This window comes from Rathayibacter tanaceti (assembly GCF_001634385.1).
Classification (GTDB): domain Bacteria; phylum Actinomycetota; class Actinomycetes; order Actinomycetales; family Microbacteriaceae; genus Rathayibacter; species Rathayibacter tanaceti.
This window is the reverse complement of record NZ_LIIN01000054.1, coordinates 1-19737: the sequence shown is the minus strand read 5'-3', so window position 1 is coordinate 19737 and position 19737 is coordinate 1. Positions and strand designations below refer to the sequence as shown.

Genomic DNA, 19737 nt, shown 5'->3' with positions numbered 1-19737 from the left:
AGCCGCAGCTGAGCGCCGGGTGCTGCGCCGCCACGGTCGCGCTCCGGGCGGCGTCGTCGGAGCCGGCGACCACGACCGCCGTCGACCCGGCGGGAACGCTGGTCAGACGGGTGGTCACGGCGGTGGAGGTGCTCGTCCCGCCGGCGAGAGCGGTCACGCTCTTCGCCGCGGTGCCGGAGCCGACGGTCACGTCGATCGGCAGATCGTCCGCGTTGCGGACCACCGTGGTCAGCACGACCCGGCCGGCGACGCAGCGGGCGCCGGCAGTGACGACCGGCTGCAGCGGCACGGTCGAGGCGGGAGCGCCGAGCGAGACGCGGAAGCGCTGGCAGTCGTTGTTCAGCACGCTCCACTGGCCGATCCGGGTGCCGTTCGCCGCCGAACAGTTCGACAGGTCGAGCGCCTTGCCGCTGTGCGCGGCGCGCAGCTCGACGGTGCCGTCGTTGCCCGGGCGGAGGCGCCACGCGCTTCCCGTGACGCCGCACGCGCCCTGGGTGACGGTCGCACCGTCGGCGGTAGAGCCTCCGGTGACCGCGAGGCACGAGGCGGCGGCCGAGACCGGGTGCATCTCGACAGCGCCGTCGGCAGCACCGGTGACGGTGACGCGCTGGCACGGCGAACCGAGCCACTCCTGTTGCTGGAGCACGGCACTGTTGGCGGTCGAGCAGTTCGGCAGATCGAAGGCCTTGCCGGTGACGAACGAGGTGATCGCCACAGCGCCCGCGGGGCGCAGCGCCCACTCCTGAGCGGCGGAGGCGGTGGCCGCGGCCTGGCGGACGGAGCCGCCGGACGCCTCCAGCACCGTGCCGCTGGCGCGGTGGGTGAGCGTCGAATAGCCGCCGGTTCCCGGGGCCACCCTCCACTGCTGGCAGCCGGTGGTCAGCCACGCGGACTGCTGGAGGCCGACATCGGCGCGCGCGCAGTCGACGGGCCCGAGGGCCTTGCCGCTGCTGGCGTTCATCAGGCGGAGACTGTCCTCGCCGGTGGCGTCGAGCATCCAGTTCGCCCGGGGCGTCGAGCACGGACCCTGGACGATGCCTGCACCGTCGCCGCTCTGGGCGGAGGAGACGGTGGCGCAGAGACCGGTGCTGCGGCTGACGAGCTGCCACGGCGCTCCCTCGACGCGAGCCGTGATCGGCGCGTTCTCCCCGCTGGGCACGGGGATCTGCGCGGTGGTGCCCAGAGGAGTGCCGAAATCGGGCTCGCCGCCGGCTGTCCAGTCCATGAGGTGCGCGCGGGCCGAGCGCTGGCGGCCGCAGCCGTCGTCCGGTCCGGGGTTCGCGTGGTACAGGTTCCAGGTCTCGGTGCCGTCGGGCGAATCGAAGAAGTCGTTGTGACCGGTGCCGAACTCGCCGTTCGCCTTCGAGAAGACCGGTCCGTCGCTCTTGGTCCAGGAGGAGGCCACGACCGGGTCACCGGTGCCGTCGTACTCGAGGGTGCCGAGCTGGTAGTCCTCGGTGCCGCAGAAGCTCGCCGAGTAGACGATCCAGGTGCGGCCGTCCTTCTGCAGCGGGATCGGGCCCTCGTTGACGGGCGCGCCGATGGTCTCCCACGGCTCGGTGGGCGACGAGAGCACGTTCATCGGCCCGGTGGCGGTCCACGGGTCGGACATCCTGGCGATGTAGTTGTTCTGCAGCCGGTTCGGCCCGGCTGAGAACGCCGACCAGGTGATGAAGAGCTCGCCGTTCAGCTCGAGGTACGCGCCGTCGATGTTCCAGTCGTCGGTGGGGATCGGCCGACCCTTGTAGCTGTAGGGCCCCATCGGGTCGTCGCCCGCGCTCTCGATCACCTGGAGGTGCTGGCGGTCGAAGTTCCCAGCGGTTCCCATCGTGTACATCAGGTACCAGCGCCAGCCGTTCGGCCCCTCCATCCGCTGCAGCTCGGGCGCCCACATGTTGGCGTTCCGGCCCGGGTTCGTGTCGGTGTAGACGGTCGTCGGAGTCGCGGTGCCCAGCGCCGCGAGCGTCGGCGCCTTGCGCATCACGACGCGGTTGTCCCAGGTCGTGGCGACCAGGTAGTAGTTGCCGTCGTGGAACTCGATCGTCGGATCGGCGGTGTCCGGCTCGATCGGGTTGGTGAAGGTCGGTTCGCCCAGCGCGTGCGCCGGGGCTGCGGCGGTGAAGGGCAGCGCCACGACCGCGGCGAGCAGGATCAGCAGCCCTGCGGTGAGGCGGCGGCGGAGCGAGCCCCTCGGGACTCGGTCTCGCTCGGCGGCGGGCGTCGGTGCGGGCGTCATCGTGACTCCATCGTCAGAGGGGTGGGCGGCAGGGAGCCCGGAGATGCGTCGGCGAGCGGCGCACCCCCGGGGAGTCGCGGGGTCGCCGCCGCGACGCCCATCACGGGCGTGCGAGTGGTGGCGGGGCAGAGTTCCGCGCACTACGGGATGCGGTGCGACCTCGTCCTCGAGGTCTCCGACACCGTCTTCCCGGCGATTTTGTTCACGGTAACAGGGTGTCTGCGCCAGTTCAACCACCCCCTCCGCGGGGCTCAGGCGGCGGCGGGCCCGCGGCGCACCAGAACCGAGTCGGAGGCGTGGCTGGCACCTCGAGGGACGACGACGCACGAGCTGGCACACGAGTTCGACTGGCGCGGGCGGACGGTCCGCGGGGACCGCTGCGGATCGGGACCGGACCTGGTGCTCCTGCACGGCACTCCGTGGTCGTCGGAGCAGTGGCGCCCGTTCGCCGAGGCGGACGAGCGCTTCACCGCCGAGATCGAGCCCGGCTACGGCAGCATCACCGAGCCCGTGCACCCCATCTGGGGCGCCGAGGACGCCTGGATCCCCCGCGACCGTGCCGAGCGACTCCGCGCTGCGATCCCGCACACCTCCCTTGCCCTGATCGACGACGCGGGGCACATGGTCCAGCTCGACGCCCCCGTCGCCCCCTCGGCCGAGCTCACCCGCTGGACGGCCTCGGTCCGCACCTGATCGAGCGCCCCGGGAAGGCTCGCCGAGGTGAGCGGCGAGGCGCTCCGCCCGCGTCGCTCGGGGACGTCGACGAGAGCCGCGCGGGCGACCCTCGTACCCTCCTCCACCGCCGCAGCGCGATTAGGCTCAATCCCGACCACACGCCTCCCGAGGAGGAGCCATCGCCACCATCAGCCCCGAGCTCAGCCGCCGCGAACGCAACAAGCAGGACAAGCTCGACCGCATCACCGATGCAGCCCGAGCCCTCTTCGACGAGCACGGGATCGACGAGGTGACGACGCAGCAGATCGCCGACCGTGCCGATATCGGCGCGGGCACGCTGTTCCTGTATGCGCGGACGAAGGCCGAGCTGCTGCTCCTCGTGCAGAACTCGGCCTATGGCGCGGCTCTCGTCGAGGGCGTCGAGGCGTCAGCGGCGCTCGACGAGCCGGCCGACGCGGTCCTCGCCGTGCTGCGGCCCGTGATCGTGTGCAACCGCGCCCGGGTCGACAACGGCCGCGCCTACCTCCGCGAGATCGTCTTCGGCGATCCGGAGGAGCCGCACCACCGCGAGGCCCTCCGCCACACCCTCGAGACGGAGGCAGCGGTCGCCTCGGTCCTGGAGCGCACCGCCGGCGTCCCCGCCGCCGCGGCCGCGATCAGCGCGCACATCGTGTCGGCGATCGTCTTCGCGACGCTCGCGATCACCGCCAACGCCTCCGCCTCGGTCGACGAGCTCGTCGCCGAGATCCGGGTGCAGGTGGAGGCACTGCTGCCGGCGTGACGCGGCCGACGCTCAGCGCGAGAGGCGCTTGGCGTAGCAGCGGGCGCTCGGCTCGTCGCCCCAGTAGCCGTACCCGGCGATGGGCTCGTAACCCGAGCTCGCGTACAGCGCCATCGCCTCCGGCTGCTCGACACCGGTGACCAGCCGCAGCAGGTCGACTCCCTCGCGGACCGCTACGCGCTCGACTCCAGAGAGGAGGACCCGGCTGAGCCCGCGCCCGCGCGCCTCCTCGGCCACGAACATCCGCTTGATCTCGCCGATGCCGTCCTCGACGGCGAGCGCCACACAGCCGACCGGCTCGCCGCCGACCACCAGCAGGAGCGTCGGGGCGTCGTCGGGTGGCCGCTGGCCGGTGTCGTCGCCGCCGTAGCGGGCCAGCAGGTCGGCCTCCTGCGCGGCGAAGAGCGCGGTCGCGGCCGGGTCGCCGGCCGTGGTCTCGATCAGTCGGGAGTCGTCGGGCACCGCACGATGCTACGACGTGCCGCAGGGCCGCTCAGTCCTCAGGCACGAGCCGGACGAGGAACCCTCCCGGTACTCCCGGGCGCAGCTCCTGGTACTCGGACGGGATCCGGTACTCCGCGGTGCCCACCGACGAGACGGTGAAGGAGTCGTCGGTGCGCGTGCCGGCGAGGAACACCGAGTAGACGAGCGTCCCGTCCTCGAGCGAGCGGCGCCCCGCCGCCGCTCCCGACCAGCGGTGTCCGCCCGGGTCGGCCGGGGCGGAGCCGAGGGAGGCGTCGATCGCGGCGGTGTCGACGCCTGCCGTGCGGATCCCGTCGGCGCAGTCGCGCCAGCTGCCGGTGAAGCCGGGATCGTCGTCGGAGGCGCAGAACAGCATCGCGCCGTCGGGAGCGACGTGCAGCTCGCCGTAGCCGCCGACGATCTGGGAGCGTCCGGCTCGTCAGCGCGAGGCTCCGACGACTCGACCGGCACCTCGGACCGCGCTGCCGAGGGAGCGGGCTGCGGCGTGCACCCCGCGAGAGCGAGCACGAGGACCGCCACCGTTCCCGCTCGCCTCATGCACGCAACCTACTGGAGTCGCGCCTCCTCGACGCACGCCGCCCCGGCTCGAGCGGACCGAGAGGAGCGCCCGCCGGGCCGGTGCCCGGAAGCGCGGCGACGCCTGCTCCCACCTGGGCCCCCCGAGGCCGACCGCGACCATCAACAGCGGTGGGGAGCCGGTCGGAGGCGCCTCCCGCCAGACCCGCGAACGATCACGTCGTCGATGCACGGCGTCGACCGCACCAGCAGCACCCCGAACAGCAACGCGGGACTCTCGGCGACGAACCTCGACAGCCCGACGACGACCAGCGGAACGAGCACGACGTTCACCACTCCGACCACCGCCAGGAAGGACCCGTCCCGCAGCGCACGCCCGACGGCGGCGAAGGGGACGCCGAGGACCGTCGCGAACAGCAGCAGCCCGAGCACGGACTCGATCGCACCGTCGAGGTGGTGCGCCGCGGGAACGAGCAGCCCCGCGCCTCCGCCGACGACCATCGCAGCGAGGTAGAGCGCACTCTGGCGGTGCTCGAGCCGAGCGACGCGACGGCGTCGGTCGGCACGCTCAGGCGGGCAGCAGCTCAGCGAGGAGCGCCTGCACGCGGCGCCGGATGTCGTCGCGGATCGCCCGAACCTCGTCGAGCTCCTTGCCGTGCGGGTCGGCCAGGTCCCAGTCCTCGTAGCGCTTGCCGGGGAAGACCGGGCAGACGTCGCCGCAGCCCATCGTGACCACGACGTCGGACGCCTGCACCTGCTCGGTGGTCATCAGCTGCGGAACCGCCTGCGAGATGTCGATGCCCTCCTCCGCCATGGCCCGGATCGCGACCGGATTGATCCGGTCGCCGGGCTCGGAGCCGCCGGAGCGCACCTGCACGGCGCCTCCGGAGAGCGCACGGAGGTAGCCTGCGGCCATCTGCGAGCGGCCGGCGTTGTGGATGCAGACGACGAGGACGGTGGGGGCGGCCATCGGGCTCCTGACGGGTGATCGGTCGGCGCCCCTCCGACACGAGCCGAGGGAGGCACCGCCGAGGCTACTCGCCGTGCGCGCGGCGGTAGCCGTGCACGCGGAGACGACGGCCACCATGGCAGGCCAGGGCACATCGACCCGTGCGCCGGAAGGGCGGGTCCGCTGCACAGTGAGGTGATATCTGATCTGGGTTGCTCGGGAGGGTGGCGTGGAAGGGTGACCGCATGCCGAAGGCATAGTGATCGACGCGAGTACGATAAAGGCTTGGTCTTCGTCCGTATCCCCTCAGGCGATCCCTCGATCGTCGCGCCTGCTCTGCCGGCACCGGCGACGACCACTCGCCTACCCCGGTTCCGGCCGCGTCCTCGTCAACCGTCTCGGTCTCCACAGCATCGCAGAGCCCGATTCGGCGCTGAACCTCTGGATCGGACGTCAGGTCCAGAACGACTCCGCTAGCCTGGTCACCTCCGCAGGAGCTTCTCATGACGCCAGAACACGTGATCATCCCGGACGCCTACGCGTTCTTCTGGTATGCGATCCCCATCGCGGCAGCGATTCTGCTGGTGTCCGCGCTCGTGACGATCATCAGGCACAGCGTCTCAGCACCGCAACGAGGGTGGGCTGGCTTGTTGTCGTTGTGCTCCTCCCCGTGGTCGGATCGATCCTGTGGTTGCTCTACTACAGAGCAGTCGCCCGGCTGCCGCGGCAGTCGACTGAAGCACAGTCAGTCGGAGCCGAACTCTGACGTTCGGATGACCGAGGAGTGAGCACAGTGGGACCCGGATTCGTTGAATCCGGGTCCCACTTTCTGGAGGTACTCGGCCTGGCCATAAACGGCCTGGAGCCTTTCGAGTTGTGTGCGAGTGCGTGGTCCTCGGCGGTGAGAGGTAGCGGCGACTGGCGACGACGCGTCCGCCGCCCTGAGGGGAGCCGGGCGACGACTCTCGTCTCCTCCCCCGACGACGGCGTGCTAGTGCTGCGCCTCGCCGCGCACGCGGCGGTAGTGCCGGTCACGGAGCGCGAGGATCGTGCCCCCGATCAGTGCGGCGACGAAGGAGCCTGTCAGTACGCCGACCTTCACGTGGTCGTCCGACCCGGTGCCTGCGCCATACGAGAGCTCGCCGACCAGCAGCGAGACGGTGAAGCCGATGCCCGCGACGAAGGTCATGCCGATCACGTCGGCCCAGCGGAGCGAGGGATCGAGGGCGATCCCGCGCAACCGGGTCAGGAGGAACGTGCTGCCGGCGATGCCCAACGGCTTGCCGAGCACGAGTCCCGCGATGATGCCGAGGGCGATCGAGTCCTGGAACGACTCCGCGAGACCCGAGAGGCCGCCGAGGGCGACTCCCGCCGAGAAGAAGGCGAACACGGGGACGGCGACCGTCGTGGACAGCACACTCCAGCGGTCGGCGAAGTGCGCGGCCAGGCCGTCGTAGAGCGGATGCCCGTCGGCGTCGGCGCCGACTCGCACCCGCGCGCGCGGCGTGGCGAGCACCGGCACCGTGAAGCCCAGCAGCACGCCGGCGACCGTCGCGTGGATCCCGGACGCGTGCACCAGAGCCCAGGTGGCGACTCCGAGCGGGATCAGGACCCACCAGGCGCGCACGCCGCGCTGCACGCACGCAGCGAAGACCGCGAGCGGGATCAGCGCCAGCGCGAGCATCAGCACGTCGATGCCGGCCGTGTAGAAGACGGCGATGATCGTGATCGCGATGAGGTCGTCGACCACCGCGAGCGTCAGCAGGAACGTGCGGAGAGCCGGCGGCAGGAACCTTCCGACCACCGCGATCACGGCGACCGCGAACGCGATGTCGGTCGCCGCGGGGATCGCCCAGCCGTCGAGCGCCGCCCCGCCGCGGGGAAGGTTGACGAGGGTGAAGATCAGGGCCGGCACGGCGACTCCACCGACCGCCGCGACGATCGGCACGAGCGCCGTCCGGGGATCGCGCAGCTTACCGGCGACGAACTCCTCCTTCAGCTCCAGGCCGACCACGAAGAAGAAGATCGCGAGCAACCCGTCGGCGGCCCACGCTCCGAGGCTGAGCTCGAGGTGTAGCGCCTCGGGCCCGAAGCGGACGTCGCGCACCGCCTCGTAGAGCCCGGCAGCAGGACTGTTCGCGACGATCAGCGCGAGGAGGGTGGCGGTGAGGAGGAAAGCGCCTCCGACCGTGTCCTTCTGGAGCGTCTGGCGCAGTCCTCGCCAGATCGAGTGCGGGGCCTGGTCGGCGGGCAGGGGAGCGTGCGGCATGAGGGGGTTCCGTCCGGAGAGGTGAGCGAGCGCGAGGGCGCGGCCGCTGTCTCAGGAGGAGGGGCGGTCGCGGATCACGCGCGCGGCGGCGGGCAGCCGGCGATCTCGCCGTGCGCATTCGTCCCCCACAGGCTCATCCAGCCGTTCGTCCCCGTGGCCCGCGTGGTCAGCAGGAGCCGCTTCGGGACGGCGGCAGCGTCGCGCGAGCGCAGAGGGAGGAACAGGGGCACCTTTCGAGGGTAACGGTGCGGGCCTCCGAGTCCGCCTTCTCGGCCACGATGCCCCGACACGAGCGCGCGCGTGTACATATTGCGCACTCGTGGCACCGCAGAGGTGCGCAGGCCCCTCCGCGGCCCGAGGGCCCACCTAGAGTGTCTGCATGTCGACGGAGACGGTGACGCAGCTGGTGCCGGCTCCACCTGCGCTCCTCCTGCCACCGAGGTTCCTCAGCGCGGACGATCACCTCACCTCGTCGCTGCTCGATCTGCAGCGCACGGCGCCCTTCATGCTCGCCGCCGCAACGATCCGCCGCACACCGACCGCCCGCGACGAGGTGCTGCGCAGTTACGGGATGACCGCCGCCCACGTCCAGGACGGCCTCGACGACTTCATCCCCCACAGCGAGTACTTCGGCTCGGTCCTCGACTCGCCCGAGGAGATCCTCGACTGGACCCGCGAGACCGGATTCCGCGAGACCGCGATGGCTCGCGACCACCTCGTCGCGGCCGGCATCACCCAGGGCATGTCGTTCGTGCTCCTGCACGGCGAACGCGTGGTGGGGAGTCTGCACTTCAACTTCGCGGGCATCCACGAGTTCGACGACGCCCAGTACGTAGCGCTCGACACCGCCCGCCGGTCGATGGGCGTCCAGATCAGCGCTTACGTGCTCGCCGGGGATGTGGGTCTCACCAGCCGCGAGCGCGAGGTGCTGCGCCTGATGGCCGACGGAGCGACGAACGCCGAGATCGGCGACGCGTTCCACCTCTCTCGGCACACCGTGAACACGCACGTCGAGCACATCTTGACCAAGCTGCGCGTGTCGAACCGGGTGCAGGCCGTGCGCGCGAGCCTCGTGCTCGGACTGGTCTGAGCCCCTAGGCCGCCGAGCCGCGCGGGCGACGCTCGTCGAGACCGGCGAAGGCCGCGGCGAGGAGGTACTCGCTCGCGCGGGCGGCGTAGATCGACTCGGCGACCGCCGGGTCAGCCTCGAGGAGGCTGTTGGTGAGGGCTCGGAACGGCGCGGTCGCTGTCTCCGGGAACTCGCGGCCGCCCCGGCGTCCGCGCACCGGCGCGGCCGAGAGCATGCCGGACTCGAAGCGCCAGAGGTAGAGGGCCGTCGGCCGCTGGATCCGTACGATCGCCGGCTCGCCGCCGTCGAGGAGCACGAGCCGGTGGGGCGCATAGGGGCTCTCGGAGCCGTTCGCCTCGATCGTGCCCGTTCCCTCGACCGCGTAGAGGCCGTAGACGGCGCCCTCGCCGGGCAGCGACTCCCACTCGCCTCCCCGAGTCCACGCTCGGCCGAATCTCGTCTCGGAGGTGCCGGCCGACCGGATCCGGAGCGCTGCTCCGCCGGCGGTCGCGGTCCATCCGAGGGTACGGAGCCGGGTTCCGGGATCGTCGAGGGTCGGGTCGTTCGTCATCGCAGGTCTCTCTTCTCCGCCAGGGTCGGGGCGTGCCGCGATGTCGTCATTCGGGTGCGACTGCGCGGCAGAGCCGAGGGTAGAGCGAGACCAGCGGAGAAGGGAATAGGCAGAATGACCGATTCCCCTGAGCCAGCTCAACGTCGCCTTCGCCATCGCGGATCGGCCTCGCTACAGCGGTCCGAGACGACGCGAGAGGACGGGCCCGACCGAGGGGCCGTCGATCGCCGTCACCCGACCGTCCAACGCCGAGCCGTGAACAGTTCCGGACGGATGGAGCAGCACGAGGGCGTGGGCCGAGACCAACTCGGCGAGCCGGAGTTGATCGCGCGAGGATCGCGAAGAGCCTCGAGAAGGTCAACGAGGGCGCCGATGCTCTCGGCTCGGGTGTCGGGTCCGAGATCCGTTCTCGGAGGCAGCGGAGCGTCAGGGGCCATCGGGCCATCTCCACACGATCATCGCTCAGGGCAGCACGCCGTCCGGCGAGCTGCGCGCCAGCGTAGACCTTGACCGCTCTTGGCACCACAGGCGGATCGCACACCGCCCGCCGATCCGCGCCACGATTCCGCACGGCCACGGGATTCTGCCGAGAGAGCGAGGCGGGCGTCGGTCCGGGTCGACGCGGAGCGTGGTGCCCGTGACGAGTCCGCTGGTGATCGCCCGCACGCCCGATCCGATGCCGGACGTCGCGCGGTAGGCGTCGTCGATGCGGACGTCGAGCGTGTCGTCGCGGGTGAAGACGATGTCCTTCGTGACGCCTCCCACGTCCACCGTCATCGGCGCTGCTCCGCAGTCGGAGAGCCGGTCGAGGCGTCCAGCGCGTCGCTCTCGAGGGCGTGAGGAACATCCGACTGGCCGGCGGCCCCGCCCCGTCCGCGCGTACATCGAGCAGCAGCTGCCCGCCGTGCTCGACGGCAGCGTGCACCCCGGTCGGGTGTTCGACCGGACGATCGACCTGGAGGACACGCCCTCCGGCTACGCCGCTATGGACGAGCGCAGTGCCCTGAAGGTGCTCGTCACTCCGTGACACGACGGGGCGGCCGGACGTGGCCGCCCCATCCGCGCGTCGCCGCTGAGCGGGGAGGCGGAGGCGAGCGCCGTCAGCCGGCGCGGATCAGATCGACGATCTCCTGCGCGTCGGCGTCACCGGGCGCGATCTGCACCGAGTCACCCTCCATCGCCTGCATCACGGTCGTCGCCGCCACGAGCTCGTCGCCGGCCCGCATCAGGAGGCGTGCCTCGGCGCCTGCGTCAGCGGCCTCCCGCGTCGATCGTTGGAAGACCGCGGCGCCCTCGTCGTCGAAGCGCACATCGACGACCTCGACGCCGCCGGTGTCCACCACCCCGGCCGAGGCGATCCCGGCTCTCGTGAAGGCCGCAGGATCGACGACGACGTTCTGCCCGCCGACCGCCACGCACTGCGGGTCGACGCCCGGCGCGCAGACGGTGGAGACCGCCAGCTCCAGGCTGCCACCGGTGGAAGCGGACGGTGTCGGCGCCGGCGACTCCGCCGTGCAGCCGGTCAGGGCGAGGAGTAGGAGCGCGGCGGCTCCCACGGCGGTACGTCGGATCACGGCTGGGCTCCCCTGCATCGGTGACGGAGCACGACACGCTACCGACTCGGCGGGCCGCCGCGCATCCTCCCGGAGCAGCACACGACCCGCAGAGAGCCGCTCAGCCGCCCACGGCCCAGGGGAACGCGGGCGCGTTCGAGCGGGCACCCTCCCGGGCCTTCGAGCGGTTCGGTTCGCCGAGTTCGCCGAGCAGCGCCTCCGACTCATGGACGAGGCCTGCGAACACGGCCGGCGTGAACCAGTCCGGGCGCAGGGCGAAGAGGAGGTCCTCGGTCGCCGTGTTGCCGCTGGCCCCGGGCGCGAACGGGCAGCCGCCCAGGCCGCCGAGCGCGCCGTCGACCACCGCGGCGCCGGCCTGCACGGACGCGATCGCGTTCGCGACTCCCGAGCCCCAGGTGTCGTGTCCATGGAACACGATCTCGCGGGGCGGAGTCTCGGCGACGACGCGCGCGACGAGCGATGCCACCTGGTCGGCGTGCGCCTGGCCGAGCGTGTCGCAGACGACCACGTCGGCCGCTCCCTCCGCCCGCGGGTCGCGTGCGATCGCGAGCACCCGTTCCGGATCGACGGGCCCCTCGAAGGGGCAGGTGAACGAGGTGGCGATGCACAGCTGGATCCGGCCGCCGACGCCCTCGGCGAGCGCCACCGCCCCCGGCATCGCCGCCAGGCTCGCCTCCGTCGGCCGGCGACGTTGGCGAGGTTGTGCGAGTCGGACGCCGAGAAGCAGTACTGGAAGCGGCGCGCCCCTGCGGCGGCAGCCCTCTCCACGTGCCGCGGAGTCGCGACCCACACCCAGCACCGCTCCAGCTCCTCGGGGGTGAGCGCAGCGATCACCTCGAGGGTGTCGGCCATCGGCGGCACGAGGTCGCCGCGCGCCATCGAGCCGACCTCGAGCTCGGGCACGCCCGCGGCGAGCAGAGCGCGGACGAGGTCGACTTTGCGCTCGGTCGGCAGGAGCCTGCCGGTCAGCTGCAGACCGTCGCGCAGGGTCACGTCGCGCAGGCGCGCGGCCGAGAGCGCGGTCACCGGTCGCCTCCGCCGGCCGCGGCCGGAGCAGGAGGAGCAGCGTCCGCGCGCGCCGCGGCCCCGTCCCGCAGCGTCGCCAGCACCTCCTCCGTGTCGCCGCCCAGCGTCGGCGCGAGCGAGCGGATCGGGAGGGAGCGCCCGCCGAGCACCGGCACGATCCCGGGGAAGCCCACGCCGTGCAGCGTGCGGCCGGCGTCCTCCACGTCGAACGGCTGGATCATGTCGCGCGCCGCGTACTGCTCGCTCGCGCTGATGTCGGCGGCCGTGTAGATCGGGCCGGAGGGGACGCCCTCGTCGTCGAGGACCGCGAGCGCCTCGGCGGAGGTGCGGCCCGCCGTCCACGCGCCGATCGCGGCGTCGAGCTCGTCGCGCCGGAGCCAGCGCTGCTCGTTCGAGGCGAGCGCCGGATCCTCGCCCAGGTCGCTCCGGCCGATCACCGCCATCAGCCGCTGGAAGATCGCGTCCGCGTTGCCGGCGATCACGATGCTCGACCCGTCGGCGCAGGTGTAGGCGTTGGTCGGGGCGATGCCCTCCATCCGCCCGCCGACGCGCTCGCGGACGATGCCGTGAGCCTGGTAGTCGGGGATCAGCGACTCGGTCATCGAGAACATCGCCTCGTGCAGCGCCACGTCGATCACGCGCTCGCTCAGCGGAGCCGGCCCGAGCCCGGCGGAGAGGCGCGTCTCGCGCTGGAACAGCGCCATCATCACTCCGTAGCCGGCGTAGAGGCCGGCGACGGAGTCGCCGATCGAGACCCCGACGCGCACGGGCGGCCGATCGGGGTCGCCGACCAGCTCACGGAATCCGCCCATCGCCTCCGCCACCGCTGCGAAGCCCGGGCGGGCCGAGAGCGGGCCCGTCTGCCCGAACGCCGAGATGCGCCCGATCACGATGCCCGGGCGGGCCTCGTCGAGCACGTCCGGCCCGATGCCCCAGCGCTCGAGCGTGCCGGGGCGGAAGTTCTCGAGCACCACGTCGCACTCGGCGACCAGGCGGCGGACGGTGTCGCGCCCGTCGTCCGTGCGCAGGTCGAGGGCGATCGAGCGCTTGTTGCGGTTGATCGTATGGAACAGGAGCGAGGTCTCGGACCCCTCGTGCAGCCGCCAGCGGCGCAGCTCGTCCCCCGTGCCCGGCCGCTCCACCTTGATCACCTCGGCACCGAAGTCGGCCAGCAGTCGGCCCGCGGTGGGCGCCGCGATGAAGGTGCCGAGCTCGAGGACGCGCACGCCCGCGAGCGGGAGGGGTGCGGTCATGGCACGGCCTTTCGCTCCCGTCGAGGCTAGCGCGGCGCGCGGCGCCACCCCCTGACCTCGCGCGCACCCCCGACCTACACTGACCGGACACCATGCGCAGACACACCCTCACTCCGCGACCGGACTGGCGAGCCCGCTGCGACGAGATCGGCTTCAGCTTCTACGACCTCCCCTCCGAAAGCGGCCGCCCCTACTGGAACGAGTCCGCGGCCTACTCGTTCGCGCCGGCCGAGATCGACCTGCTCGAGCGCGCGACGTCGGAGCTCTTCGACCTCTGCATGGAGGCGTGCGAGCGCGTGGTGCGGCAGGGCCGCTTCGCCGAGTTCGGCGTCCCGCCCCGCTTCCACGAGTTGGTGCGCACCTCGTGGGACGAGGACGACCCGACCGTCTACGGCCGCTTCGACCTCGCCTACGACGACGCGGGCACGGTGAAGCTGCTCGAGTTCAACGCCGACACCCCGACCTCGCTGGTCGAGACGGCCGCCGCCCAGTGGCAGTGGCTGATCGAGACGCGCGGGCCGGACGCCGACCAGTTCAACAGCCTGCACGAGCAGCTGGTCGAGCAGTGGCGCCACCTCCGCCTCGAGCGCTGGCAGCTCGACGAGGGTGCGCGCCTGCACCTCGCGTCGCTGCACGACTCCGGAGACGGCGAGCTGATCGTCGAGGACGCCGACACCGTGGCCTACATGGCCGAGACGGCGGCGCAGGCCGGCTTCGACCCCAAGCTGATCTTCGTCGAGGACATCCGCTACGAGCTCGACGGCGCCGGCTTCCTCGACGCCGAGGGCGAGCCGATCCGGCACGTGTTCAAGCTCTACCCGTGGGAGTGGATGCTGGGCGAGCAGTTCGGCGGCCTCCTGCTCGATCGGCGCGAGCGCACGCGCTGGGTCGAGCCGGCCTGGAAGCTCCTGCTGAGCAACAAGCAGCTCCTGGTGATGCTGTGGGAGATGTTCCCCGGTCACCCGAACCTGCTGCCCGCCTCCGCCCGGCCGCTCGTGGGCACCGCGCAGGTGCGCAAGCCGCGCCTGGGCCGCGAGGGAGCGAACGTGACGGTCCTCGACGCGGACGGCACGGTCGTCGCCGAGAACGGCGGCGGTTACGGCGCGGAGGGATTCGTGCACCAGGCGCGCGCCGAGCTGGCCCGCATCGACGGGAAGACCGTGGTCATCGGCAGCTGGATCGTCGGCGAGACCCCGGCCGGCATCGACGTCCGCGAGACCAGCGGCCCGATCACCGGCGACCTGGCCGAGTTCGTCCCTCACTTCATCGAGGGCGGTCGGGTCAAGGATGCCGCTCCGGTCTTCGGGAGCCCCGAGCGGTTCCGGCCGCAGGACGTCCGCGAGCACCGCCCCCAGGACGAGGAGATCCGATGACCGGGCCCGAACACTCCGCGCACGACGACACCGGCGACGAGAGAGGGACCGGCACCGCTCGGCGCCGGTCGCGCGACGTCGGCGTCAGCGGCATCGCTTCTCAGCGCCGCGGCCTCCTGATCGGAGGCGCGGTCGCGGTCGGAGCGATCGGCCTGGCCGTCGCGTTGAACTCGGCGAGCCCGTCCTCCGACGGCATCGTGGCCACCGGCGCCGACGGCCAGGACTACGTGATCCCCGAGAACGCCGAGCGCCCGGTCTACGCGAGCCGTGAGGACTGTCTCGCCGACGTCCGCGAGCAGGTCGCCGAGCTCCAGGCGCAGGGCGAGCCCGTGGGCGACGACCCGGAGCAGCTGTGCGAGTCGACAGACGAGTACCGCGGCCACTACGCGGGCGGCTTCTGGCTCGGCCCGATCATCTTCCCGGGGTCGCGCTGGAGCTCGACGCGTGCGACGAGCTGGGCGACCGTCCCCTCCGGCGGCTTCGCGGCCCGCGGAGCGACGCAGCCCGACGTCGTCCAGAAGGCGCCCGCCGGATCGACGGTCGGTTCCCGCGCGACCCTCTCCGGCGGCTTCGGGGGCACGGGCAAGTCCGGCTTCGGCTCCCACGTCGGCGGCTGAGACCCGGGCTCCGCCTCCGGTTCATCGCGCACGGCGCCCACGGAGGGCTCGACACCACCGCGCCGGCAGGATCGTTCACGGCGGATGAACCGGGGTGCAGCGGTGTCGGGCGGCGTGGGCTGGGCCGACGGCGCCGAGGACTCACGCCGAGCGCGCCGCCCGTAGAGCGTCGGCCGCCTGCTGCACGGCGCGGCGAACGTCGCGGTCCGGGTCGCGGAGCATCGCCGTCAGCGTGCCCTCGACGCTCGACGCGAACTCGCCCTTCGCGTCCCGGCCGGAGGAGATCCCCGCGAGAGCAGCGGCGACCAGCGCCCTGGCCCCGGCGGCACGCACCCGCGGATGCTCGTCGGTGGTGAGTCGCGCGAGCTTCTTCTGCCCGCCGAGCACGCGCTCCGTGCACACGCGCGCGCACATCTCGCGCACGCGCCACGACGGATTCGCGAGTCCGGCGGTCACGGCGTCGGCCGCCGCCTCGTCCCAGACGTAGAGCAGGGCACGGGCGCCCCAGAGCTCGGGCCAGTAGAGGGAGGGGGCGCCCTGGAGGACACCCGCTGCGTGCTCACCGCCGACGGTGAGCAGGAAGGCCTCGCCCTCGTAGCCGCCGCTGAGCAGAGCCGCGGAGCGCAGAGCGACGGCGCGCTCCCCCTCGCGGGCTACCTGCGCTCGGAGGCGCTCCTCGAGCGGGTCGGTGAGGATGACGGTCGGTTCGTTGTCGCGTGCCATGTGGATCCCGACAGTACCCGCCTGCATCGCCCGACCGCAGTCTCCGCCGCACCGCGAGCCGCACCCGCACCGGACCCCTCCGACCGCGGCGAGGACGGAACGACCACGACGGACGCGCGGAAGCGGGCACGGTGGCCGCGGCGAACGTCTGGTATGTTGGGATCGATTGACCCCCTCCCAAGCCTCTCCACGATGCTCACATGGGAGGGGCCTTCCTCTTTTCTGGGTATCCGGGGATCACGATGGCACAGAAGCCGACCCTGTCATGGACGCGGCAGATTCAGCTGCTTCTCGACCGCGGCCTCTGCATTGTCGACCAAGAAGCGTGCAAAAGATTCTTGGCAGCACAGAACTATTACCGATTCTCCGGATATGTCAGATACTTCCAGCGCGCCCCGCATCACGGCGACGATACCTTCATGCAGGGAACCTGGTTCGAAGAAATCCAAGCAATCTACGATGCAGACGAAGCGCTCAGGCACACTCTTGGGGAACAGCTTGGGCGCGCAGAGCTCCTTCTGCGTAGCCACACCGCTCACGTCATAGCCCGAGAACACGGACCCTACGAGACCTACCTCGCAGAGAGCTTCTACTCAGACGCACCGAGCGCCGAGCCCACAGTCAATTCGTGTCTGCGGGACATCGAGCGCAGCAAGGAGCGACATATCCTGCGCTTCACAGAGACCGAGGGTGCGACGGGAGCGGCGAGGTTCGGAGAACTGCCGGTATGGTCCGCGGTCGAGGTCTGGTCGTTCGGAACGTTGTCCAAATGCATCGAGCGCGGCGGCACAGGCTCTCTGGCTGGTGCAGTGGCATCCAGCCTCGGAGTCGCTCAGGCCGGTTTCGCCTACCGGGTGCGCGCCCTCGTATATCTGCGAAATAGGTGCGCCCACCACAGTCGGCTTTGGAACCACTCCATCATCGACGCCGGCCCCACACCCAATAATGTTCGCGCGAAAGCAAAACGTCTCGCGGGTCAATTCAGTCCACGCTCGGCGCTGGACGTCATCGCTTCGCTAGACGACATTCTCTCTCGAGGAATGGATGCCGCGCCGATCCTGCCGGGGATAGTCGCTGAGCATTCTCAGCATAAGGGATTCTGGCGCGGACTCGTTGCACCCCAGAATTCACGCGATCACGGGCAAGCAACCTACTAGCGAGCCGTAATGGAGGGCAGGATGCCAGTGAACCTCATGTCCGAGTCCCATCACGAGCAGAAGACCCTCGCCGAGCGGGTGCATCCTTCGCCGTAAGACCCGAGGTAACTGGTTGTCAGCGCATCGACAATCAGACTGCATGCGCGCATCGTCGATGCATGAAGGGCTATCACTCGGGGGATTCGAGAAAGTGACGCGCCACGACCGCTGAGAGTGTCGGGGGGGTCGTCGGTCGTCAGAGTGGAGGAGGTCGGGCGCACCGTTCGGATCGGGAACCGGTCCTGACGGCGCGGGAGGAGCGTGGCAGCTCACTCAGGAGTCCCCCACCGGCCGGTCGGGACTGCCTGGCTATGCTGGTCCCACCCTCGGCAGCCGAGCCTTCTCCGCCTCGTCCGTGCCGGGGTGGCGCGGCTCACCCGCCCGGGGAGCGGAGGAGGTCCTCACCATGGCCGATCGGCCGAACCTCCGCCATGTGGCGGCGGTGGCGGGCGTCTCGCACATGACCGTGTCGCGTGTGCTCAGCGGGCACCCGAACATCAAGGAGTCGACCCGCCAGAAGGTCCTCGAGGCTGTCGACGAGCTCAACTACCGCCCGAACATCGCCGCCCGCTCTCTCGTCACGCAGCGCACCGACCGCATCGGCGTCATGATCGAGAGCGGCTCCGAGTACGGCCCGTCGAGCACGCTCCGCGCGATCGAGCGCGCCGCCCGCGAGAAGGGCTACTCGATCACCTCCGTCGCGCTGCGGCCCGACCTCGAGATGACGCCGGGAGATGCGATCGAGCACCTGATGGGGCTCGGGATCGACGCGCTCTGCGTGATCGCGCCGCGCTCCTCCTCCGTCGCGACACTGCGCAGCGTCGAGATCGGCGTGCCGACCCTGGTGGTCAAAAGCGACAAGGACCCCACCTTCCTCACCGTCTCGGTCGACCAGCAGGCAGGGATGTCGCAGGCCGTCGACCACCTCGGCGGCCTCGGCCACCGCGACGTCCTGCACCTCTCGGGCCCGCTGGACTGGCTCGATGCGCGCGCTCGCGAGCGCGCGTTCCACAGCCGGGCGAAGTCGTGGGGGATGCACGAGCGCCCGATCGTCATCGGCGACTGGACACCCGACTCCGGCTACGACTTCGCGGCGAGCCTGCAGTCGGTGCCCGACTTCACCGCGATGGTCGTCGCGAACGACGAGATGGCGCTCGGAGTGATCCACGGCCTCGTCGAACGCGGTATCCGCGTGCCGGAGGACGTCAGCGTCATCGGCTTCGACGACCTGCCCACGGCCCGGCACTTCCTCCCGCCGCTGACGACCGTGCGGCAGGACTTCGACAAGCTGGGCACGACCGTCGCCGAGGTCATCCACGCCCGGATCCGCGGGCAGGAGATCCCGCAGCGCACCCGCATCCCGACCGAGCTGGTGGTGCGCGCCTCCACCGCCCCGCCTCGATCGTGATCCGCCCGCAGTGATCCCGCGGCCCGCGCTCGCGTATCATCGGCGGCAGCCCCTGGCGCGTCGACCCTGACGGCGTGCCGCACACGAACCGAGGACGGCACGTGGCGATCGCATCGAGGACGACCCGGAGTCCCGCGGCCCCCGTCGTCGAGATGATCGGGATCCGCGTGTCCTTCGCCTCCGGACCGGCTCTTCGCGAGGCGCATCTGCGCCTGGTACCCGGCGAGATTCACGGCCTGATGGGGGAGAACGGCGCCGGCAAGTCGACGCTGATCAAGACGCTCACCGGCATCCACCAGCCGGACGCGGGCGAGATCGTGGTCGACGGCGTCACGCGCCGGTTCAGCGGTCCCGCTGAAGCGAAGGCCGCGGGCATCACCGCGGTGTTCCAGGACGAGCGCCTGACCGACAACCTCAGCATCGGCGAGAACGTGATGCTCGGCCACGAGATCCGCGGCCGCTTCGGCATCTCGTGGTCCCGTACCCACCGGAGGGCCGCCGAGATGCTCGCCGAGCTCGGCCTGGAGGACCTGGATCCGCACCTCCCGCTGCGCTCGCTCTCGCCCGCGATCCGCCAGCTGGTGGCCATCGGGCGGGCGATGGTCGACCGGCCGCGCGTGCTGGTGCTCGACGAGCCCACCTCGAGCCTCGACCTCGGCGACGTCGCCCGCCTCTTCGCCGTGCTGCGGAGGCTCCGCGACCAGGGCGTCGCGATCCTGTTCGTCTCGCACTTCCTCGAGCAGGTCCTCACCCTGAGCGATCGGTTGACGGTGCTGCGCGACGGAGGGACCGTGGGCGAGTACCCGGCGCACACCATGGACCGGGCCGAGCTGATCGCGAAGATGATCGGCAAGGACATCGACGCGCTGCGGCAGATCGGCTCCGACCGGCGCGAGCACCGGCGCCAGCCCGTCGGCCCCGCGATCTACCGGGCTCGCGGCATCGGCCGCCGCGGAGCCGTCGGCCCGACCGATCTCGAACTGCACCGCGGCGAGATCGTCGGCTTCGCGGGCCTGCG

The 19737-nt window shown here is 71.4% G+C and carries 22 protein-coding genes and 1 pseudogene; 10 read left to right on the top strand and 13 right to left on the bottom strand.

From position 1 onward, the window contains the following. A partial coding sequence (locus ACH61_RS08305; RefSeq protein ID WP_068210949.1) for a family 43 glycosylhydrolase occupies positions 1–2236 on the bottom strand: 2236 nt, incomplete at its 3' end. Between the two features lie 147 nt (positions 2237–2383). Here ACH61_RS08305 and ACH61_RS08300 point away from each other — a divergent pair. Next, positions 2384–2929: an alpha/beta fold hydrolase gene (locus ACH61_RS08300; protein ID WP_068210943.1), complete on the top strand. Its 546-nt coding sequence runs from the start codon at positions 2384–2386 to the stop codon at positions 2927–2929. Between the two features lie 160 nt (positions 2930–3089). Then, positions 3090–3692, top strand: a complete 603-nt coding sequence (locus ACH61_RS08295; protein ID WP_068210940.1) for a TetR/AcrR family transcriptional regulator — start codon at positions 3090–3092, stop codon at positions 3690–3692. 12 nt (positions 3693–3704) lie between these two features. On the opposite strand, the gene ACH61_RS08290 is transcribed toward ACH61_RS08295, so the two are convergent. The 4 genes from ACH61_RS08290 to ACH61_RS08275 all read right to left on the bottom strand — a co-directional run bounded on the left by ACH61_RS08290 (position 3705) and on the right by ACH61_RS08275 (position 5661). Then, entirely contained in the window at positions 3705–4154 is a 450-nt protein-coding gene (locus ACH61_RS08290; RefSeq protein ID WP_082845130.1) for a GNAT family N-acetyltransferase, read from the bottom strand. Positions 4155–4185: 31 nt separating this feature from the next. Then, entirely contained in the window at positions 4186–4530 is a 345-nt protein-coding gene (locus ACH61_RS08285) for a hypothetical protein (protein ID WP_068210937.1), read from the bottom strand. Positions 4531–4853: 323 nt separating this feature from the next. Then, a complete protein-coding gene (locus ACH61_RS08280; RefSeq protein ID WP_068210934.1) occupies positions 4854–5192 on the bottom strand; it encodes a hypothetical protein in 339 nt (112 codons plus the stop codon). A gap of 67 nt (positions 5193–5259) precedes the next feature. Further along, a complete protein-coding gene (locus ACH61_RS08275; RefSeq protein WP_068210932.1) occupies positions 5260–5661 on the bottom strand; it encodes an arsenate reductase ArsC in 402 nt (133 codons plus the stop codon). A gap of 238 nt (positions 5662–5899) precedes the next feature. Here ACH61_RS08275 and ACH61_RS19315 point away from each other — a divergent pair, with 238 nt between their 5' ends. Then, entirely contained in the window at positions 5900–6406 is a 507-nt protein-coding gene (locus ACH61_RS19315) for a PLDc N-terminal domain-containing protein (RefSeq protein WP_413784028.1), read from the top strand. Positions 6407–6631: 225 nt separating this feature from the next. Here the strand turns inward: ACH61_RS19315 and nhaA are convergent, their stop codons facing one another. Further along, positions 6632–7909, bottom strand: a complete 1278-nt coding sequence (nhaA, locus tag ACH61_RS08270) for a Na+/H+ antiporter NhaA (RefSeq protein ID WP_068210929.1) — start codon at positions 7907–7909, stop codon at positions 6632–6634. 74 nt (positions 7910–7983) lie between these two features. Then, positions 7984–8139 (bottom strand): hypothetical protein, encoded by a 156-nt coding sequence (locus ACH61_RS17360; protein WP_158286120.1) that lies wholly within the window; start codon positions 8137–8139, stop codon positions 7984–7986. 149 nt (positions 8140–8288) lie between these two features. On the opposite strand from ACH61_RS17360, the gene ACH61_RS08265 reads away from it, so the two are divergent. Then, positions 8289–8999: a helix-turn-helix transcriptional regulator gene (locus tag ACH61_RS08265; protein WP_068210926.1), complete on the top strand. Its 711-nt coding sequence runs from the start codon at positions 8289–8291 to the stop codon at positions 8997–8999. A 4-nt stretch (positions 9000–9003) separates the two neighbouring features. On the opposite strand, the gene ACH61_RS08260 is transcribed toward ACH61_RS08265, so the two are convergent. Then, on the bottom strand, positions 9004–9549 hold the full coding sequence (locus tag ACH61_RS08260; protein ID WP_068210923.1) for an AraC-like ligand-binding domain-containing protein: 546 nt from the start codon (positions 9547–9549) through the stop codon (positions 9004–9006). Between the two features lie 462 nt (positions 9550–10011). Further along, on the bottom strand, positions 10012–10326 hold the full coding sequence (locus ACH61_RS08255; protein ID WP_068210920.1) for a hypothetical protein: 315 nt from the start codon (positions 10324–10326) through the stop codon (positions 10012–10014). Between the two features lie 127 nt (positions 10327–10453). Between ACH61_RS08255 and ACH61_RS16270 the strand changes: the two genes are divergently transcribed. Further along, positions 10454–10576 (top strand): hypothetical protein, encoded by a 123-nt coding sequence (locus tag ACH61_RS16270; protein ID WP_330220145.1) that lies wholly within the window; start codon positions 10454–10456, stop codon positions 10574–10576. 73 nt (positions 10577–10649) lie between these two features. On the opposite strand, the gene ACH61_RS08250 is transcribed toward ACH61_RS16270, so the two are convergent. From ACH61_RS08250 to ACH61_RS08240, 3 genes and pseudogenes are all read right to left on the bottom strand, one after another. Beyond that, entirely contained in the window at positions 10650–11123 is a 474-nt protein-coding gene (locus ACH61_RS08250; protein ID WP_132505309.1) for a SecDF P1 head subdomain-containing protein, read from the bottom strand. Positions 11124–11223: 100 nt separating this feature from the next. Then, a pseudogene (locus ACH61_RS08245) lies at positions 11224–12149 on the bottom strand (beta/alpha barrel domain-containing protein). Then, positions 12146–13402 carry a CaiB/BaiF CoA transferase family protein gene (locus ACH61_RS08240; protein ID WP_068210914.1) on the bottom strand — a complete coding sequence of 419 codons (1257 nt, stop codon included), beginning with the start codon at positions 13400–13402 and terminating at the stop codon, positions 12146–12148. The pseudogene ACH61_RS08245 and the gene ACH61_RS08240 overlap by 4 nt, the downstream one beginning before the upstream one ends. A gap of 92 nt (positions 13403–13494) precedes the next feature. Between ACH61_RS08240 and ACH61_RS08235 the strand changes: the two genes are divergently transcribed. Then, on the top strand, positions 13495–14775 hold the full coding sequence (locus tag ACH61_RS08235; RefSeq protein WP_068210911.1) for a glutathionylspermidine synthase family protein: 1281 nt from the start codon (positions 13495–13497) through the stop codon (positions 14773–14775). Next, positions 14772–15392 (top strand): hypothetical protein, encoded by a 621-nt coding sequence (locus ACH61_RS08230; protein ID WP_068210908.1) that lies wholly within the window; start codon positions 14772–14774, stop codon positions 15390–15392. Before ACH61_RS08235 ends, ACH61_RS08230 begins: the two co-directional genes overlap by 4 nt. Before the next feature lie 141 nt (positions 15393–15533). Here ACH61_RS08230 and ACH61_RS08225 read toward each other — a convergent pair whose 3' ends face one another. Beyond that, the gene (locus tag ACH61_RS08225; RefSeq protein ID WP_068210952.1) at positions 15534–16115 is read right to left on the bottom strand and encodes a hypothetical protein; all 582 of its coding nucleotides are present in this window, start codon (positions 16113–16115) and stop codon (positions 15534–15536) included. A 200-nt stretch (positions 16116–16315) separates the two neighbouring features. Here ACH61_RS08225 and ACH61_RS16265 point away from each other — a divergent pair, with 200 nt between their 5' ends. The 3 genes from ACH61_RS16265 to ACH61_RS08215 all read left to right on the top strand — a co-directional run. Continuing rightward, positions 16316–17272: an Abi family protein gene (locus tag ACH61_RS16265; protein ID WP_236713604.1), complete on the top strand. Its 957-nt coding sequence runs from the start codon at positions 16316–16318 to the stop codon at positions 17270–17272. Positions 17273–17717: 445 nt separating this feature from the next. Then, on the top strand, positions 17718–18719 hold the full coding sequence (locus ACH61_RS08220; protein WP_068210906.1) for a LacI family DNA-binding transcriptional regulator: 1002 nt from the start codon (positions 17718–17720) through the stop codon (positions 18717–18719). Between the two features lie 101 nt (positions 18720–18820). Further along, on the top strand, positions 18821–19737 hold a 917-nt coding region (locus ACH61_RS08215), incomplete at its 3' end, for an ATP-binding cassette domain-containing protein (RefSeq protein ID WP_330220144.1).

What these genes read in the sequence shown, in the direction of transcription:
- ACH61_RS08300 (WP_068210943.1), top strand. Translation starts at nt 2,384, where the DNA reads ATGCGGTGCGACCTCGTCCTCGAGGTCTCCGACACCGTCTTCCCGGCG.
- ACH61_RS08285 (WP_068210937.1), bottom strand. Translation starts at nt 4,530, where the DNA reads ATGCTGTTCTGCGCCTCCGACGACGATCCCGGCTTCACCGGCAGCTGG.
- ACH61_RS08280 (WP_068210934.1), bottom strand. Translation starts at nt 5,192, where the DNA reads ATGGTCGTCGGCGGAGGCGCGGGGCTGCTCGTTCCCGCGGCGCACCAC.
- ACH61_RS08275 (WP_068210932.1), bottom strand. Translation starts at nt 5,661, where the DNA reads ATGGCCGCCCCCACCGTCCTCGTCGTCTGCATCCACAACGCCGGCCGC.
- nhaA (WP_068210929.1), bottom strand. Translation starts at nt 7,909, where the DNA reads ATGCCGCACGCTCCCCTGCCCGCCGACCAGGCCCCGCACTCGATCTGG.
- ACH61_RS08265 (WP_068210926.1), top strand. Translation starts at nt 8,289, where the DNA reads ATGTCGACGGAGACGGTGACGCAGCTGGTGCCGGCTCCACCTGCGCTC.
- ACH61_RS08260 (WP_068210923.1), bottom strand. Translation starts at nt 9,549, where the DNA reads ATGACGAACGACCCGACCCTCGACGATCCCGGAACCCGGCTCCGTACC.
- ACH61_RS08255 (WP_068210920.1), bottom strand. Translation starts at nt 10,326, where the DNA reads ATGACGGTGGACGTGGGAGGCGTCACGAAGGACATCGTCTTCACCCGC.
- ACH61_RS08240 (WP_068210914.1), bottom strand. Translation starts at nt 13,402, where the DNA reads ATGACCGCACCCCTCCCGCTCGCGGGCGTGCGCGTCCTCGAGCTCGGC.
- ACH61_RS08235 (WP_068210911.1), top strand. Translation starts at nt 13,495, where the DNA reads ATGCGCAGACACACCCTCACTCCGCGACCGGACTGGCGAGCCCGCTGC.
- ACH61_RS08230 (WP_068210908.1), top strand. Translation starts at nt 14,772, where the DNA reads ATGACCGGGCCCGAACACTCCGCGCACGACGACACCGGCGACGAGAGA.
- ACH61_RS08225 (WP_068210952.1), bottom strand. Translation starts at nt 16,115, where the DNA reads ATGGCACGCGACAACGAACCGACCGTCATCCTCACCGACCCGCTCGAG.
- ACH61_RS16265 (WP_236713604.1), top strand. Translation starts at nt 16,316, where the DNA reads ATGGGAGGGGCCTTCCTCTTTTCTGGGTATCCGGGGATCACGATGGCA.
- ACH61_RS08220 (WP_068210906.1), top strand. Translation starts at nt 17,718, where the DNA reads ATGGCCGATCGGCCGAACCTCCGCCATGTGGCGGCGGTGGCGGGCGTC.